Below are 15,757 nucleotides of genomic sequence, written 5' to 3'. Positions count from 1 at the left end.
CCACAGGCTCCTGTGGTTATGGGTCCCGGCTCGAGGCCGGGACGACAGCTTTTTTCCAGATCAGCGGTGTGCCCCTCATGACCCACCCCTCCATTCATGCCCAGAGCCATCCCGACAAGATCGCCTATCAGATGGCGGCGACCGGCAAGGCCATCACCTATCGCGAGCTCGACGAGCTCTCCAACCAGGGTGCACAGCTGTTCCGCGCTTTGGGGCTGAAAGCCGGCGATCACATCGCCTTCCTGATGGAGAACCGGCTCGCCTTCATGGAGATCGCATGGGCCGCGCAGCGCTCCGGCCTCTATTACACCGCGATCAGCCGCTATCTCACCAAGGACGAGATCGCCTACATCATCAAGGATTGCGGCGCCAAGGTCTTCATCACCTCGCCGAAATGCGCCGAGCAGGTCCGCGATCTCGTGACCGCGGCTAATGGCCCGATGTTTTTCATGGTCGACGAGCCCGAACCCGGCTTCCGCTCCTGGGACAAGGAGGCTGGCGCGCAGCCCAAGACGCCGATTGCCGACCAGGTCGCCGGCTATGACATGCTGTATTCGTCCGGTACGACCGGGCGGCCCAAGGGCATCAAGAAGGACTTTGAAGGCAATCCTATCGAGGCGCCGAATCAGTTCCTGCGCGTGCTCTGCGCCGACATGTGCGGCATGAATGCCGAGAGCATTTATTTGTCGCCGGCGCCGCTCTATCACGCGGCGCCGCTGCGCTTCAACATGATGGCGATCGTGCTTGGCGGCACCTCGATCATCATGGAGCATTTCGACGCCGAGGACTTCCTGCGACTGGTGGAGAAATACAAGGTCACGCAGTCGCAGCTGGTGCCGACCATGTTCGTGCGCATGCTGAAGCTGCCTGACGATGTGCGCAGGCGTTACGACGTCTCGACCTTGAAGGGCGCGATCCACGCCGCCGCGCCCTGCCCTGTCGACGTCAAGGCGAAGATGATCGAGTGGTGGGGACCGATCCTGATCGAGTATTATGCCGGTTCCGAAGGCAACGGCGTCACCGTGTGCACCTCGAAGCAGTGGCTGGAGCATCGCGGCAGCGTCGGCCGCGCCGTCGTCGGCAAGATCAAGATTCTTGGCGAGGACGACAAGGAGCTGCCGACCGGCGAGATCGGCTCGGTCTATTTCGCCGACGCACCTGTATTCTCCTATCACAACGATCCGGAGAAGACGAAGCGGGCCTACAACGACAAGGGCTGGTCGACGCTCGGCGATGTCGGCTATCTCGATGCCGACGGCTTCCTCTATCTCACCGACCGCAAATCCTACATGATCATCTCCGGCGGCGTGAACATCTACCCGCAGGAGACCGAGGACGTTCTCATCACCCATCCCGACGTCGCTGATGTCGCCGTGTTCGGCGTGCCGAACGAGGAGATGGGAGAAGAGGTCAAGGCAGTGGTGCAGCCGCACGACATGTCCCGTGCCGGCAAGGCGTTGGAGGAGCAGTTGATCCTGTTCTGCCGCCAGCATCTGTCGCCGATCAAATGCCCGCGCTCGATCGACTTCGAGCCGGAGCTGCCGCGCACCCCGACCGGCAAGCTGGTCAAACGCCATTTGCGCGAACGCTATTGGCCGAAGAAGGGCGCGGCCTGACCCCCAGGCGGGCTGTCGTCCGGCCTTGCGCCGGGACCCATCGCCACCGTTTTGAATTCTGCGAAGGCTGGAGCTGCCAGCACGCCCGGCCACGTTATCCTGTGGCTATGGGTCCCGGCGTTCGCCGGGACGACGCGAGGAGAGTACACGCCATGTCTCAGTCTCTTGCCCCGCTCCCGCTGCCCCCCTCCATCCGCTCCCGCTTCGTCGACGGCATCAACGGCTTGCGCGTGCATGTGCTCGAGGCCGGCTTCGAGACGCCGGGACGGCCGTGTGTGCTGCTGCTGCACGGCTTTCCCGAGCTCGCCTTCAGCTGGCGCAAGGTGATGCCGGCGCTGGCGGCAGCCGGCTATCATGTGCTGGCGCCGGACCAGCGTGGCTATGGCCGCACCACCGGCTGGAGCCCCGAGTATGGTGGCGACCTCGCCCCGTTCCGCTTCACCAATCTGGTGCGCGATGCGCTCGGCGTCGTCTATGCGTTCGGCCATCGCCATGTGGCGGCCGTGGTCGGCCACGATTTCGGCAGCTTCGTCGCCGCGTGGTGCGCGGTGATCCGCCCCGATGTGTTTCGATCTGTCGTGATGATGAGCGCGCCGTTCGCGGGGCCGCCGGCCGCGCCGTTCGGCATCGCGGATCATCCCCTCACGCCGCAGCAGGACCCCGTGCACCGCGAGCTGGCCGCGCTGTCGCGTCCGCGCAAGCACTATCAATGGTACTACTCGACACCAGAGGCCAACGCCGACATGCATCGGGCGCCGCAAGGCCTGCATGCTTTCCTGCGCGCGTACTATCATCACAAGAGCGCCGACTGGTCGGGCAACGCACCCTGTCCGCTCCAAGCCTGGAATGCAGACGAGCTAGCCAAGCTGCCGACCTACTACGTGATGGAGCTCGACAAGACGATGGCCGAGACGGTCGCCCAGGAGATGCCCGACGCGGCGGCGATCGCAGCTAATCGCTGGCTGCCCGACAGCGAGCTCGCGGTTTATACCGCCGAATATGAACGGAACGGCTTCCAGGGCGGCCTGCAATGGTATCGCTGCGGCACGTCAGGCCTGTTCGACGCGGAATTGCAGACGTGGTCGGATCGCACCATCGACGTTCCGTCTGCATTCATCTCCGGCCTGCAAGACTGGGGCATCTACCAAGGGCCCGGTGTGTTCGAAGCGATGCAGTCCCGAGTGTGCACCAACATGATCCTGTGCGAGCTGATCGATCGTGCCGGCCATTGGGTGCAGCAGGAGCAACCTGACCATGTCAATGAGCTTCTGTTCACGTTCCTGAACAAATCGACAGCCTGATTTCGGACGCCGTTCCGACTTATTAGGCGATTCGAGGAACGAACAATCGGGGTTGACGTTTTTGCATCCGGGCGATGCGCATCAGGAGAGGTTTTATGGATAAGAAGATCGCAGGCTTGTTGGGCGCGGTCGCCGCTGTCGGCGCGCTCGGCACGGCGCAGGCGTCAGCGGCTCCGGCCCCGAGCGACGTGCTGAAGGCCAACTCCTACGCCGACCTGCTCGAGCCGATCCCGAATGCGGCCAAGGTGCTGCAGGCGCTCGACGAGCAGGCGCCGCCGGAGACCGAGCCGAAGGTGCAGCTGGCGCAGTGGTACCATCACCACCATCATCACCACCACCATCACGGTTACTGGCGCGGCTATGGCTACGGCCCTGGCTATGGGTACGGCTACGGCCCCCGGGTCTATGTGGTACCGCGCCGGTACTACCATCACCACCACCATCATCACCATCACCACTGGTACTACGATCGCTATTGATCGCCAGTGCGATGAGAGCCAGAGAGGGCGCCGACCGGGAGGTCGGCGCCCTCTGCGCTTGGGAGAACGGAAGCGTCACGACTTGCGTGCCTTCTCCTTGGCGGCGCGGTGCAGATGACGATAGGTGCCGTCGAACACCGTATTGGTGCTCGAGACCCATTCGGTCTCCTTGCCAAGGGTCGGGCGGCTGGCGTGAATGCGGCGCGACTGCAGCTCGCGCTCCGCCGCCTCGTCAGGGCTCATCGGTTCGACCGTGAAGTTCGCCTCTTCCGGGATCACGATCACCTGTGCGAATGGCTCGCCCGGGCGGAAGATATGCGTGCGGCCTTCGGCGGGCGCCTTGAACACGCAGAAGAACAGCATCGGCCAGAAATTGCGCACCAGCGCCGGCACCGCGATCGGACAGGTATCGGTGCGATCGGTGTAGAAGCGCGGATGCGGCTCGGTCCGGATCGCAAAGCCCTTGGGGACCTTCAGATCGAGCAGGATCTGATAGGTGTAGAATGCATCGCCGAAATTGCGGAATGGCGGCCATTGCAGGCTCGGGCTCGGCGGCTCGCCCCATTCACCGGCGAATTCCAGCTTGCCGTCGCGGGTCGTGACCCTCAGCTCGAAATCATACGGATAGAACAGCTCGATGCCATATTGCGCACCTTCTGAGAATGGTACGCAATGCCAGACCTGCTCATGCGAGCCATTCGCGCGCGGCTGCCGCTCACCGGCCCAACCCGGAATATCCATCCGGGTGCGGCGCGGCGCCAACCCTGGATCGTTCAGCCGGTATTTGACGCTGTCCATTGGAACTCCTTAGCTAGCAAAGCGGAACGCGAACAATGAATTTGCATCGAGGTTCCATGACTGAGGCCTGAATGCGTCGTCACGAAATGTTTCGAGACCGCGCCGCGGCAGCAGTTTGACCGCGCTGCGGCAAATCCGTATAGACTTTAGAAACGTTCTAAACACTCGAATGTTGAGAACGGCATATCCGGGGACCTTGGAATGAAGAATTTTGCCGACCTCACAGAGCGCGAGATCCTGGCGATCGCGATCTCGGCCGAAGAGGAAGACGGCCGCATCTATATGAGCTTCGCGGAGGACCTGGCGGAGCGCTATCCCGACTCCGCCAAGCTGTTCGAGCAGATGGCCGAGGAGGAAAAGGGCCACCGGCACATGCTGCTCGAGCTCTATGAGGAGCGTTTCGGCAAGAACCTGCCGCCGATCCGACGCGAGAACGTCAAGGGCTTCATGCAGCGCCGCCCGATCTGGCTGACCAAGAACCTGTCGCTCGATGCCATCCGCAAGGAGGTCGGCACGATGGAGTTCGAGGCCGAGCGCTTCTACGCCAAGGCCGCCGAGCAGGCCAAGGATGTCGGCGTGCGCCGCCTGCTGGGCGACCTCGCCGAGGCCGAGAAGGGGCATGAGAAGGTCGCGGCGAAACTGACCGACAAGATCCTGAGTCCTGACGTCCGCGACAAGGAGGACGAGACGCGCCGGCGCGTATTCGTGCTGCAATATGTGCAGCCAGGCCTTGCCGGACTGATGGACGGCTCGGTCTCGACGCTGGCGCCGCTGTTCGCTGCCGCCTTCGCCACCCACCAGAACTTCCAGACCTTCCTGGTCGGTCTCGCCGCCTCGATCGGCGCCGGCATCAGCATGGGCTTTGCCGAGGCGCTGTCCGATGACGGCTCGCTGACGGGCCGCGGCTCGCCCTGGCTGCGCGGCGCGGTCTGCGGCGCGATGACCACGCTCGGCGGCCTCGGCCACACCATGCCCTATCTCGTCCCCGACTCCTGGCCCAACGCGTTCTGGATCGCCACCGCCATCGCCAGCCTCGTCGTGTTCTTCGAGCTGTGGGCGATCGCCTATATCCGCGCGCGCTACATGGACACACCCTTCCTGCAGGCGGTGTTCCAGATCGTGCTCGGCGGCATCATCGTGCTTGGGGTGGGGATCTTGATAGGAGCGGCCTAGCCACCTGCCGCGCGGCTGGCTGCGGAACTCCGGGCCAAGCCCACGGATTGCGCCAGACCGATCGCGATGCCGACCGATCACAATGGACTGTTCGCCATGACACCACGCCTGCATTACGGCACGCCTGCGAAGATCCTGCACTGGCTGGTGGTGGCACTGCTCGCCATCCAATATCCGATCGGCTGGCTGATGCCGGACCTGCACGCCAACACGCCGCCCGGCGCGCCGATGATCCTGCACATCTCCTTCGGCCTCACCATCCTGGCGCTGATCGTGGTGCGCTTCGTCTGGCGGCTGACGCATCCGGTCGCGCCCGAGAGCTCGCTGCCGCCATGGCAGCGGCTGAGCTCGGAGGCGGTGCACTGGATGCTCTATGTGATGGTGCTGGCGAGCACCGTCACCGGTTGGCTGTTCGCCTCGTTCCGCGGCTGGAGCGTATCCTACTTCTATCTGTTTCCGCTGCCGATGCTGGCCGGCCGCAACCCGGCGGGCAACCGCGCCATCGACGGATTGCACCAGGCGGCCGAATGGCTGCTGCTGATCCTGATCGTCGTCCATGTCGGCGCCGCCCTGGCGCACATCTTCGTCTATCGCGACCGCATCATGCAGCGCATGCTGCCAGGCTGACGACGGGCCTGCGCAATTTCGGTCAAGCGCCTGCCATTCGCCCGGAGTACAAAGGAGCTCCACGAGCATGGGAGCAGGACCTTGGCTGCATCGCAATGGACGTTCGCGACCGCCGTCGACACGGCGAAGGCTCTGGCGGATCGCGAAATCTCTTCGGTCGAACTGACACAGCTCGCGATCGACCGCATCGCGCGACATGACGACAAGATCAACGCCATCTGCGTGCGCGATTTCGAACGCGCGCTGGAGGCGGCGCACGCCGCCGATGCGAGCCTGGCGCGCGGCGAGCGCCGGCCGCTGCTCGGCCTGCCGCTGACCGTGAAGGAGTCCTACAACGTCGCCGGGCTGCCGACGACCTGGGGCTTTCCGCAGCAGAAGAATTTCATCGCCGCCGAGGATGCGCTGACGGTGACGCGCGTCAAGGACGCCGGCGGCATCGTGCTCGGCAAGACCAACGTGCCGATCGGGCTCGGCGATTGGCAGAGCTACAACGACATCTACGGCACCACCAACAATCCGTTCGATCTCGGCCGCACGCCGGGCGGCTCCTCCGGCGGCTCGGCCGCGGCGCTGGCAGTCGGCTACGGCTCGCTGTCGCTCGGCTCCGACATCGGCGGATCGCTGCGCGTGCCGGCATTCCATTGCGGCATCGCGGCGCACAAGCCGACCTATGGCCTCGTGCCCACCCGCGGCCACACGCCGCCGCCGTTCCAGCCACTGCCGAACGAGGCGGATCTCGCGGTGGTCGGCCCGATGGCGCGCTCGGCGGCCGGTCTGTCGCTGCTGCTCGACGTGATGGCAGGACCTGATCCGCTCGAGGCCGGCAAGGCGTATCGGCTGCAGCTGCCGCCGGCGCGGCATGCGCGCCTGCAGGATTATCGGATCCTGGTGATTGCGAGCAACCCGGTGCTGCCGACCGATGGCGCCGTGCGTGGCGCCATTGAGCGGCTCGCCGCCGATCTCGCCAAGCTTGGCGTCAATGTCGCACGTGAGAGCCCGTTGCTGCCGGACTTCGCCGCATCCAGCCGACTCTATATGCGCCTCCTGCTCGGCTTCCTCGGCGCCATCATGCCGCCGGACGTGCATGCCGGCGCCGGCCAGGCGGCCGCGCAGCTGCCGAAGGAAGCCAACAGCCTCGCGGCCGAACGTCTGCGCGGCATCGCGCTCAGCCATCGCGATTGGGTGCAGGCCAACAACGCCCGCTTCGGGCTGCGCGCGCAATGGCGGGCCCTGTTCGAGAGCTTCGATGCGGTGATCTGCCCGATCATGCCGACGCCCGCCTTTCCGCATGACCACTCTCCGGATCAGCGGGAACGCCGCATCAGCATCGACGGCGTCGCGCACGACTACAACGACCAGCTCGCCTGGCCGGGCATGGCCACCTTGCCCGGCCTGCCCGCGACGGCGATCCCGCTCGGGCTCGCCGGCGAGCTTCCCGTCGGCATGCAGATCGTCGGCCCCTTCCTCGAAGACCGCACGCCGCTCAAGCTCGCCGAGCTGATCGAACGCGAATTCGGCGGCTTCGTCCCGCCGCCGATGTTCGCGGATTAGTTGGCGTCCGCAACGACGTGAACCGCGCCTGACCACAATCACAGTCGCGAGTTTGAACCTCAACTCTCCCCACTCAGTCATTGCGAGGCACTCTTGCACCGAAGCAATCCAGACTGCCTCAACATAGACAGGCTGGACTAATTCGCTGCGCTCGCAATGACGAGGGGAAACATCGCGTGCCCACCCTATTCACCTGACAAGCAGTGGACATGCCCCCGTGGCTCCGCGGCGCGTGACGCCCGGATCATGCGGTCGGCATGTCCCTCGAAAGATGCGAGGGCGCAGGGAAGGCCAGGTGCCGACTGGCACCTGCGGCCCCCGTGCGAAAAGAATGCACGGGGAAGGAACCACAGGCTCAGCCGGAGCAACCGGCCTTCCCTGCGCGATGGTCTTCACCCTTATAGACAGTCTCCCTGGTGCGCCGGCTTGTTGGCCACCATGTCGCACGACGCGCTCAGGCGCGTCATGCTGGACACCAGCTTCGGGGTGTCAGGACCCTGTCACTTCAGGTCCGTGCCGTCTGCGCTCGTCAAGCGCCTCCGGTCGCGGCCACCGCAGCCCACCTCGCGTATCGTGACGACGCGTACGCCCCTTGCAGGAGGCGGGTTGGACAAAGAAGAACACGATTTCGGAAAAATAGCAACGAAAATGTTGTGGGCATGGCTGGGCTGGTCCCGGCCATCCGCGCGCTGAATGCCTGGAGAGACGTGGACGCCCGGGACAAAGCCCGGGCATGACGAGTAAACCAGCCGGCAAAGCGCTGGACGGCTGCCGCCGGCTCGAAATCAAATGCCTTCACGCATCGAAGACGATCACGCTGCGCAGCGTCTTGCCGGCTTTCATATTGGCAAAGCCCTCGTTGATCTCGGACAGTTTCAGCTTGGCGGAGATCCAGTCTTCCAGGTGCAGCCTGCCGCGCAGGTAGAATTCGACGAGGCGGGGCATGTCGACGCGGAAATGGTTGGAGCCCATCGACGAGCCCTGGATGCGGCGCTCGCGCAGGAAATCGAACCCGTGCAGCTCGATCTTCTGGCCGAACGGGATCATGCCGACGATGGTCGCTGTGCCGCCCGGCGCCAGCATCGCGAAGGCCTGCTCGGCGGTCTCCTTGCGTCCAAGCACCTCGAAGGCGTGATGCACGCCGCCCTTGGTCAGCTCGCGCACTTGCGCCACGACATCGCCGTCGGCCGGATTGATGATGTCGGTGGCGCCCAATTTCGTCGCGAGTTGCAGCTTGGCCGGATTGGTGTCGATGGCGATGATGCGGCCGGCGCCCGCGATCTCAGCGCCGTTGATCGCGGCCATGCCGACGCCGCCGCAGCCGATCACGGCCACCGTCTCGCCGGCCGTCACCCGCGCGGTGTTGACCACCGCGCCATAGCCGGTGATGACGCCGCAGCCGATCAGCGCGGCAAGATCGAGCGGCATGTCCGGTCGGATCTTCACGATCGCGTTCTCGTGCACCAGCATCTGCTCGGCGAAGGATGACAGATTGAGGAACTGGTGCAGCTTCTCGCTTCGTCCCCATGACAGCCGGTTGGAGGCGCCGGGCGGCATCTTCACCGTCGTGTCGGTGCACAGCACCGGCCGGCCGGTGGTGCAATTGTCGCAGGTGCCGCAGAACACCGAAAGACAGGTGACGACGTGATCGCCGGGCTTAACATAAGTCACGTCGGAGCCGACCTGTTCGACGATCCCTGCGGATTCATGGCCGAGCACCGCCGGCAGCGGATGCGGATACAGCCCTTCGATGAAATGCAGGTCGGAATGGCAGAGACCGGCGACAGCGGTGCGGATCAGCACCTCGCGCGGCCCCGGCTTGGGCACGCTGATGTCCTCGATCACCAGCGGCTTGTTGACCTCCATCAGCACGGCGGCTTTCATTGGCGTTCTCCCGGTTTTGTTTGTTCTCAGTTGAGGCTCAGCTGTTTGGACGCGGGTGCTGCGCTCCCTCTCCCCGTTCTTCACGGGGAGAGGGTGGGGGTGAGGGGCAGACGCACGGATGGTGCGAAGGGTTAGACCTGTCCCCCCTCACCCGGATGGCATCTGATGATGCCATCCGGCCTCGCCCCGCAAGCGGGGCGAGGTGCACCGACGTCGCCGCGCCTTGTTCGCTCATCACTCGCACAGACCAGAAGCTATGAGCTTCGTCATGAGGTCGCGATCCATCATCGTGACATTCCGAGAGACTACGCCGCTGTTAGCAGTTCGCCAACCTCTCCCATGTTGGCGACGTTCTCGCCAAGTAGCAGCGTTGCGATCGCATCATCCGCCTTGTTTTCCGTAAGCCGGAATGGATCGGACGGCATCAGCCGATGATCGACCACGAGCCTGGCCAGCAGCAGGCGCCGCGCGTCGCCGCGCAGCGCGTGGATGCGCGCGCTTTCCCAGGTAAGAGAAACGGCGCTGGCGACGTGATACAGCAGGCTGGTGGCGCGTCGCGCCTCGGCTTCGTTGTCGGCGCGGCCAGCGACCTCGCGCGCAAAGCCGACGGCGCGATCGACGAGGCGATGCAGCTGATCGCGCCAGGCCTGCGGAACGGCATTGCTGTCGTCGAGCCGCGCATGCAGATCGGCTGCGAGCGCGGCGTCCGCGCCATGGCGGCCGATCGCGCGCTTGAGCGCATCGAGCGCGACGATGTTGCCGGTGCCTTCCCAGATCGAGCCGAGATGCGCGTCGCGCAGCAGCCGCGCGGTGACGAACTCCTCGACATAGCCGATGCCGCCGCGCATCTCCAACGCATCGCCGCAGACCTTGCGGGCATCCCGCGTCGCCCGGAACTTCAAGGTCGGCGTCAGGATGCGCAGCAGCGCTGCCGCATCCTGGCTGCCGGCCTCGGCCCGATCGAGCGCGTCGGCGGTGAGAAAACTCGTCGACAGCGCCTGCTCGGTGGCGAGCAGGATCTTCATCAGCTGGCGGCGCCCGAGCGGCAGGTCGACAATGCGCTGGCCAAATACCACGCGGTTGCGCGCCACCGTGATCGCATCGTGCCAGGCGCGCCGCATCAGCGCGGTCGATTTGACGCCGTTGGAGAGGCGCGACGAATTGACCATCTCGGCCATCTGCACGAAGCCGCGATCGAGCCGGCCGACCGCATAAGCGATTGCGCCTTCGAGCTTGATCTCGCCCGAGGCCATCGAGCGGGTGCCGAGCTTGTCCTTCAGGCGGACGATCCGATACTGGTTCTGGCTGCCGTCATCGAGGAAGCGCGGCATCAGGAACAGTCCGACGCCGCGCGTGCCGCTGTCGGCACCTTGCGGGCGCGCCAGGAGCATCACCACCTTCGCGTCGGCATTCGAGCAGAACCATTTCTCGCCATGCAGGCGCCAATGATGGCCCTCGGGCACCGCGACCGTCGTCAAGGTGCCGACGTCGGAGCCGCCCTCCTTCTCGGTCATGAACTGGCCGCCCTGGGTCAGCTTCCGCATATCGGTCTGCGTCAGGCCGTCGAGATATCTCGCCTTGAGCCCATCGCTGCCGAAGCTCGCCAGCAGCTTGGCGCAGCCATCGGTGACATTGATCGGACATCCCAGCCCGAACTCCGCCTGGTTGAACAGGAAGGTGAAGGCGTGCTTGGCGACGACAGGATATTTGTCGGGCCAGCCGAGAATGCCCTTGCGGATCGACATCGCGTGAATGCCGAACTCGCCGAAGGCGGCGCGCTCCAGTTCGCGATAAGCGGGGTGATACTCGATCCACTGCATGTCGCGGCCGAACCGGTCGCGCTGATGCAGCACTGGCCCGTGGCGGTCGGCGAGCCGGGCGCACTCGTCCAGATAGCCGCCGGCCAGTTCACCGAGCCGGTCGAGATGCGGCGTGAGGTGACGGAACAGGGTGTCAGGCAGATGGATGCGCAGGAGGTCCGAGAGCGCTGGATCGGCGCGATAAAAGTTCAGCCCGGTGGTATCCGGCGCCAGCAGCGCCGGCCTGGCGCCGCCGGTCATGACGTCCTCGCGCTTCAGGAACTGATGCATAGTTAAGCCCTCGTTCGTTGCTCAAGTCTCTGATGGACTCTTCGACAGGTTGCATCTGATCGGGTACACCACGTCCCATGCTCGAACGCGCGAGGGAGCAGATCCATGACCAATCAACCGACCGAGGTTTATCGCATCTTCGGGGCGGAGATGTCGCCCTATTCGGTCAAGGTGCGATCGTATCTGCGTTACAAGGGCATTCCGCATCATTGGATATTGCGCAACGCGGAAAGCGAAGCGGAGTATGCGCGGCACGCCAAGCTGCCGATCATTCCGCTGGTGGTCTCACCGGACGAGCAGCCGATGCAGGATTCCACGCCGATCATCGACGCGCTCGAGCTCGATTTCCAGGAACCGTCGATCCATCCCGGCGACGTGCTGACGAGCTTCATCTCCGCGCTCATCGAGGAATTCGGCGACGAGTGGGGCAACAAATGGATGTTCCACTATCGCTGGGCGCGCGATGTCGATCAGCGGGCCTCCGCCGGGCGCATCGCCCGCATGGTCGCGCCGAAAGCCGATGAGGCCAGCTTTGCAAAGGTCGCCGAGAAGATCCGCGCCCGGATGGTGGAGCGCCTGTGGTATGTCGGATCGAACGAGGTCAACGCGCCGCAGATCGAGCGCGGGTTCGTCGAGATGCTCGGTCTCCTGGAGCGGCATCTGGCGGTCCGGCCCTATTTGTTCGGCGGGCGGCCAGCCTATGGCGATTTCGGTCTGTGGGGCCAGTTCTACGAGCTGTGGACCGATCCGACCGCCGGCGCGCTGATCGAGGGCAACGCGCCCCACGTGCTGGCCTGGATTCATCGCATGCTGTGGCCGCGCGCCGAAGGCGATTTCGAGCTATGGCCCGAATTGTCGCTGACCCTGATGCCGATCCTGACGCGACAGGTCGGCGCGCTGTTCATGCCATGGACGCTCGCCAACGAGCAGGCTTTGGCTGACAATCGCGACTTGTTCACCGTCCAGCTCGACGGCGCCCTTTGGACGCAGAAGCCTCAGAAATATCATGCGCGGTCGCTGGCGATGCTGCGCGGCAAATACGCCTTCCTGCATGACCGCAGCCGGCTCGACGTGGTGCTGGAGGAGATCGGCTGCCTGGCGGGATTGCAGCCGCGTCCGGCCTGACCTCCGGCAGAATTGTGGGGATGAACGGTAGGAAGATGACACCGGCTGCACTAGCTTGAGCGGGCGCATCGCCAGGATTTCGGCCAGGAGTCTGGCCAGGACTTTGCCGAGGACAAGCTGATGGACATCCCTGCCTACAAGATCGCCCTGATCGTCGGTGCCGGCGAGGGGCTCTCCGCCTCATTGGCCCGGCTGTTCGCGCGCGAGAAGATCCGCGTGGCGCTGGCCGCGCGCAAGATCGAGAAGCTCGGCGCGCTCTGCAGCGAGACCGGCGCCCGCGCCTATCCGTGCGACGCCACCAATCCGGATGAGGTGGAACGGCTGTTCGGCCTCGTCGAGCGCGAGATCGGCCCACCTGATCTCGTGGTCTACAATGCCAGCGCCCGGGCGCGCGGCGCGCTGGTCGATCTCGTGCCGGCCGACGTGCAGAACGCCATCGCCGTGAGCGCGTTCGGCGGCTTCCTGGTGGCGCAGCAGGCGGCGCAACGCATGCTGCCGAACAAGCATGGCGCCATCCTGTTTACCGGCGCCTCGGCGAGCGTGAAGGGCTATGCGCAATCGGCGCCGTTCGCGATGGGCAAGTTCGCTTTGCGCGGCCTCGCCCAGAGCATGGCGCGCGAGCTGTCGCCGCAGGGCATTCATGTCGCGCATTTCGTCATCGATGGCGGCATCAAGAGCGCGGAGCGTCAGGAGCCCGCGGAGCGCCCGGACTCCATGCTTGATCCCGACGCCATTGCGGCGAGCTATTGGAGCGTGCTGCAGCAGCCGCGCAGCGCCTGGACATGGGAGATGGAGCTGCGTCCCTGGGTGGAGACGTTCTGAGAACCGATGTCGCTTAAGGGCCGTAGCTGGTCGAGCACCGCTCTCTCACCCCGTCATTGCGAGCGCAAGCGAAGCAATCCAGGGCCGAGCAAGGACTCTGGATTGCTTCGCTTGCGCTCGCAATGACGGGGATAGATGATCGCCTCATAGCAACCGTCATCGCCCGGCTTGACCGGGCGATCCAGTAACCGCAGCTCACAGCGAGAAACACCGAGAGGCCGCGGCATACTGGATGCTTCGGCTGCGCGGGGCATGACGCCCCTCATGTGATGGCATGCGCTGTGTTGCGCGGCTCGTGACCGACCATTTGCAGGCCAGAGCTTGACGACTGCGCGACGAGTCCCGTCAGCACCTTCTCGAACCGCACCAAGGTCCAGTCATCCGGATGCGGCTGGATCGCGAAACCGGCCTTGCGGGCCAGCGCAATCATGACGTCATTGGTGCGCAGCGCGTCGCCCGACAGCACGACGCCGCCGAGGGTGAGCGCGCGCTGTTCGAGATGCGCGATCAGCGCCGGGCCGATGCCGTGGCCATGCCAGCGGTCCTGCACCGACAGGCCGAACTCGACGCGACCGCTGGCGCGATCGAGCGCATAGCGCGCCTCGGCGACGACACTCTCAACGCCGTCCTGCGTCATGATCGCCACCAGGCTGTAACGGTCGTTGCGGCCGAGCGCGACGAAGTCATCGAGCACCGCCTTGGGCAGCTCGCTCAGCGCGCCGAGGAAGCGCTTGTGGCGCGAGCGCGGGCTGAGGCGGCGGATATAGGCCTGCAACAGCTCGGCATCATCCGGCGTCACGAAGCGCAAGTGCACCGCCTCGCCGCGCCGCGTCAGGATGACGTCGGCCACAGCGACGTGGTCGACAATGGCTGATCTCGGCATCGCGGGCTCCTCGCGGCGGGTTGCCGGCGCCGTCCTTCGCGGAGCAGCGCCGGCGGCGGGGCGAGTGAGGGGTCACGCCCGCCAGAATGGCTTGTCGATCTCAGCGGCGATGTCGCTGCGGGACAAACCAAGATCGTGCAGGTCACGCTCCGACCAGAGCGACAGTTCGTGCCGCGTGCGGTAGCGGAAGCGCCAGGCCGCGAGCAGCTCGGCCACCCCGGACCACAGGCCGCGGGTATGATTTTTCGTCATCAGCGAGGAGACGTAAATGGACATGGAAGCCTCCTGGAAATACAATGAAGCTGCAATATCGACCGCAAAATGATCATTCACAAACGACATTTGCTACCGTTTCGGATGAATTAAAATCATGATTGAGGAGGCCTGGAGGATGCCGCGGCTACCCTCTCTGAACGGATTGCGGGCGTTCGAGGCCGCAGCGCGGCATCTCAGCTTCACCCGCGCCGCCTCCGAATTGAACGTGACGCAGACCGCGATCAGCCACCAGATCAAGCGGTTGGAGGACGAACTCGGCATTCGGCTGTTCGTGCGGCAGAACCGCAGCCTCGCGCTGACGCCGCAGGCCCGCGATTATCTGCCGCTGGTGCGCGCCGCCTTCGACGATCTCAGGCTGGCGACCGAGCGGCTGGTGCGCAAGGACAATGGAAAGGTGCTGACGGTCTCCACCATCGCCTCGCTGGCGGCCAAATGGCTGTTGCCAAGGCTGATCGCGTTCCAGGAGGCTCACCCCGGCATCGACGTGCGCATCACGACGTCCACCAGCCTGGTCGATTTCCGGAAGGACGATGTCGACGCTGCAATCCGCTACGGCCGCGGCCATTGGCCTGGCGCCCGCGCCGAATGGCTGATGGCCGACGAACTGTTTCCGGTCTGCAGCCCGGCCCTGCTGCAGGGCGACAAGCCGCTGCGCTGCCCGGAGGACCTTGCCCACCATACGTTGCTGCAAGCGAGCGGCGGCTATGACGACGACTGGCGGTTGTGGCTGACGGCAGCGGGCCTGCCGGTAGAAATCTCGCGGCAGAGCAGCCTCAGCTTCGATCTGCTGTTCATGACCGTTCAGGCCGCGATTGACGGGCTCGGCGTCGCCATCGGCCGCACCGCCTATGTCCAGGACGACATCGCCAAAGGCCGCCTCGTCGTCCCGTTCAAAATGGCGCTGCCGAGCGACGCCGGGTTCTATCTGGTGACGCCGGAGGGCCGCACCGACGCGCCGAAGCTCACGGCCTTCCGGCAATGGCTCAAGAGTGCAGCGCAGCAAACCCGTGAAGCGCGAAATCCTGTTCAGCGTTAGGCATTTGTCCGCAAACCTATTGGCCGACAGGATGTCGCATGGCAAATTGCCGCACCATTTCCGACGGCCGGCGCAGAAATTCTTCCGCACGAGCCA

Annotated in this window: 14 protein-coding genes; 9 read left to right on the top strand and 5 right to left on the bottom strand. The window is 64.9% G+C overall.

Features of this window, described 5'->3' with window-relative positions; translation table 11 throughout:
* The first annotated feature begins 77 nt into the window (after positions 1 to 77).
* The 3 genes from HL671_RS16080 to HL671_RS16070 all read left to right on the top strand — a co-directional run bounded on the left by HL671_RS16080 (position 78) and on the right by HL671_RS16070 (position 3,396).
* Positions 78 to 1,616: an acyl-CoA synthetase gene (locus HL671_RS16080; protein WP_172236981.1), complete on the top strand. Its 1,539-nt coding sequence runs from the start codon at positions 78 to 80 to the stop codon at positions 1,614 to 1,616.
* A gap of 230 nt (positions 1,617 to 1,846) precedes the next feature.
* Positions 1,847 to 2,917: an alpha/beta fold hydrolase gene (locus tag HL671_RS16075; RefSeq protein ID WP_172237020.1), complete on the top strand. Its 1,071-nt coding sequence runs from the start codon at positions 1,847 to 1,849 to the stop codon at positions 2,915 to 2,917.
* 95 nt (positions 2,918 to 3,012) lie between these two features.
* On the top strand, positions 3,013 to 3,396 hold the full coding sequence (locus tag HL671_RS16070; RefSeq protein WP_172236980.1) for a hypothetical protein: 384 nt from the start codon (positions 3,013 to 3,015) through the stop codon (positions 3,394 to 3,396).
* Between the two features lie 75 nt (positions 3,397 to 3,471).
* Here HL671_RS16070 and HL671_RS16065 read toward each other — a convergent pair whose 3' ends face one another.
* Positions 3,472 to 4,194, bottom strand: a complete 723-nt coding sequence (locus HL671_RS16065; RefSeq protein WP_172236979.1) for a hypothetical protein — start codon at positions 4,192 to 4,194, stop codon at positions 3,472 to 3,474.
* Positions 4,195 to 4,395: 201 nt separating this feature from the next.
* Between HL671_RS16065 and mbfA the strand changes: the two genes are divergently transcribed.
* The 3 genes from mbfA (at position 4,396) to HL671_RS16050 (ending at position 7,545) form a co-directional block, all read left to right on the top strand.
* Positions 4,396 to 5,367, top strand: a complete 972-nt coding sequence (gene mbfA / locus HL671_RS16060) for an iron exporter MbfA (protein WP_012046937.1) — start codon at positions 4,396 to 4,398, stop codon at positions 5,365 to 5,367.
* Between the two features lie 96 nt (positions 5,368 to 5,463).
* Positions 5,464 to 5,994, top strand: coding sequence for a cytochrome b (locus HL671_RS16055; RefSeq protein WP_012046938.1), 531 nt, complete (start codon positions 5,464 to 5,466; stop codon positions 5,992 to 5,994).
* An 81-nt stretch (positions 5,995 to 6,075) separates the two neighbouring features.
* On the top strand, positions 6,076 to 7,545 hold the full coding sequence (locus HL671_RS16050; RefSeq protein ID WP_172236978.1) for an amidase: 1,470 nt from the start codon (positions 6,076 to 6,078) through the stop codon (positions 7,543 to 7,545).
* A 795-nt stretch (positions 7,546 to 8,340) separates the two neighbouring features.
* Here the strand turns inward: HL671_RS16050 and HL671_RS16045 are convergent.
* Positions 8,341 to 9,429 (bottom strand): Zn-dependent alcohol dehydrogenase, encoded by a 1,089-nt coding sequence (locus HL671_RS16045; RefSeq protein WP_012046940.1) that lies wholly within the window; start codon positions 9,427 to 9,429, stop codon positions 8,341 to 8,343.
* Between the two features lie 305 nt (positions 9,430 to 9,734).
* Complete coding sequence (locus HL671_RS16040) at positions 9,735 to 11,519, bottom strand: acyl-CoA dehydrogenase family protein (RefSeq protein WP_172236977.1); 1,785 nt, start codon at positions 11,517 to 11,519, stop codon at positions 9,735 to 9,737.
* Positions 11,520 to 11,624: 105 nt separating this feature from the next.
* Between HL671_RS16040 and HL671_RS16035 the strand changes: the two genes are divergently transcribed.
* On the top strand, positions 11,625 to 12,644 hold the full coding sequence (locus tag HL671_RS16035; RefSeq protein WP_172236976.1) for a glutathione S-transferase family protein: 1,020 nt from the start codon (positions 11,625 to 11,627) through the stop codon (positions 12,642 to 12,644).
* Between the two features lie 120 nt (positions 12,645 to 12,764).
* The gene (locus HL671_RS16030) at positions 12,765 to 13,466 is read left to right on the top strand and encodes an SDR family NAD(P)-dependent oxidoreductase (protein ID WP_172236975.1); all 702 of its coding nucleotides are present in this window, start codon (positions 12,765 to 12,767) and stop codon (positions 13,464 to 13,466) included.
* A 262-nt stretch (positions 13,467 to 13,728) separates the two neighbouring features.
* Here the strand turns inward: HL671_RS16030 and HL671_RS16025 are convergent, their stop codons facing one another.
* Both HL671_RS16025 and HL671_RS16020 read right to left on the bottom strand, forming a co-directional pair.
* Complete coding sequence (locus HL671_RS16025; protein ID WP_172237019.1) at positions 13,729 to 14,280, bottom strand: GNAT family N-acetyltransferase; 552 nt, start codon at positions 14,278 to 14,280, stop codon at positions 13,729 to 13,731.
* A 141-nt stretch (positions 14,281 to 14,421) separates the two neighbouring features.
* Entirely contained in the window at positions 14,422 to 14,625 is a 204-nt protein-coding gene (locus HL671_RS16020) for a DUF1127 domain-containing protein (RefSeq protein WP_012046945.1), read from the bottom strand.
* Between the two features lie 115 nt (positions 14,626 to 14,740).
* Here HL671_RS16020 and HL671_RS16015 point away from each other — a divergent pair, with 115 nt between their 5' ends.
* Positions 14,741 to 15,661: a transcriptional regulator GcvA gene (locus HL671_RS16015; protein ID WP_172236974.1), complete on the top strand. Its 921-nt coding sequence runs from the start codon at positions 14,741 to 14,743 to the stop codon at positions 15,659 to 15,661.
* Positions 15,662 to 15,757 lie beyond the last annotated feature (96 nt).

It is taken from the genome of Bradyrhizobium denitrificans, from assembly GCF_013179005.1.
GTDB lineage: Bacteria > Pseudomonadota > Alphaproteobacteria > Rhizobiales > Xanthobacteraceae > Bradyrhizobium > Bradyrhizobium denitrificans.
The sequence above is the reverse complement of the archived record's forward strand: the minus strand, read 5'-3'. Positions and strand labels throughout refer to the sequence as shown.

What these genes read in the sequence shown, in the direction of transcription:
- HL671_RS16045 (WP_012046940.1), bottom strand. Translation starts at nt 9,429, where the DNA reads ATGAAAGCCGCCGTGCTGATGGAGGTCAACAAGCCGCTGGTGATCGAG.
- HL671_RS16065 (WP_172236979.1), bottom strand. Translation starts at nt 4,194, where the DNA reads ATGGACAGCGTCAAATACCGGCTGAACGATCCAGGGTTGGCGCCGCGC.
- HL671_RS16080 (WP_172236981.1), top strand. Translation starts at nt 78, where the DNA reads ATGACCCACCCCTCCATTCATGCCCAGAGCCATCCCGACAAGATCGCC.
- HL671_RS16040 (WP_172236977.1), bottom strand. Translation starts at nt 11,519, where the DNA reads ATGCATCAGTTCCTGAAGCGCGAGGACGTCATGACCGGCGGCGCCAGG.
- HL671_RS16020 (WP_012046945.1), bottom strand. Translation starts at nt 14,625, where the DNA reads ATGTCCATTTACGTCTCCTCGCTGATGACGAAAAATCATACCCGCGGC.
- mbfA (WP_012046937.1), top strand. Translation starts at nt 4,396, where the DNA reads ATGAAGAATTTTGCCGACCTCACAGAGCGCGAGATCCTGGCGATCGCG.
- HL671_RS16015 (WP_172236974.1), top strand. Translation starts at nt 14,741, where the DNA reads ATGCCGCGGCTACCCTCTCTGAACGGATTGCGGGCGTTCGAGGCCGCA.
- HL671_RS16070 (WP_172236980.1), top strand. Translation starts at nt 3,013, where the DNA reads ATGGATAAGAAGATCGCAGGCTTGTTGGGCGCGGTCGCCGCTGTCGGC.
- HL671_RS16055 (WP_012046938.1), top strand. Translation starts at nt 5,464, where the DNA reads ATGACACCACGCCTGCATTACGGCACGCCTGCGAAGATCCTGCACTGG.
- HL671_RS16030 (WP_172236975.1), top strand. Translation starts at nt 12,765, where the DNA reads ATGGACATCCCTGCCTACAAGATCGCCCTGATCGTCGGTGCCGGCGAG.
- HL671_RS16035 (WP_172236976.1), top strand. Translation starts at nt 11,625, where the DNA reads ATGACCAATCAACCGACCGAGGTTTATCGCATCTTCGGGGCGGAGATG.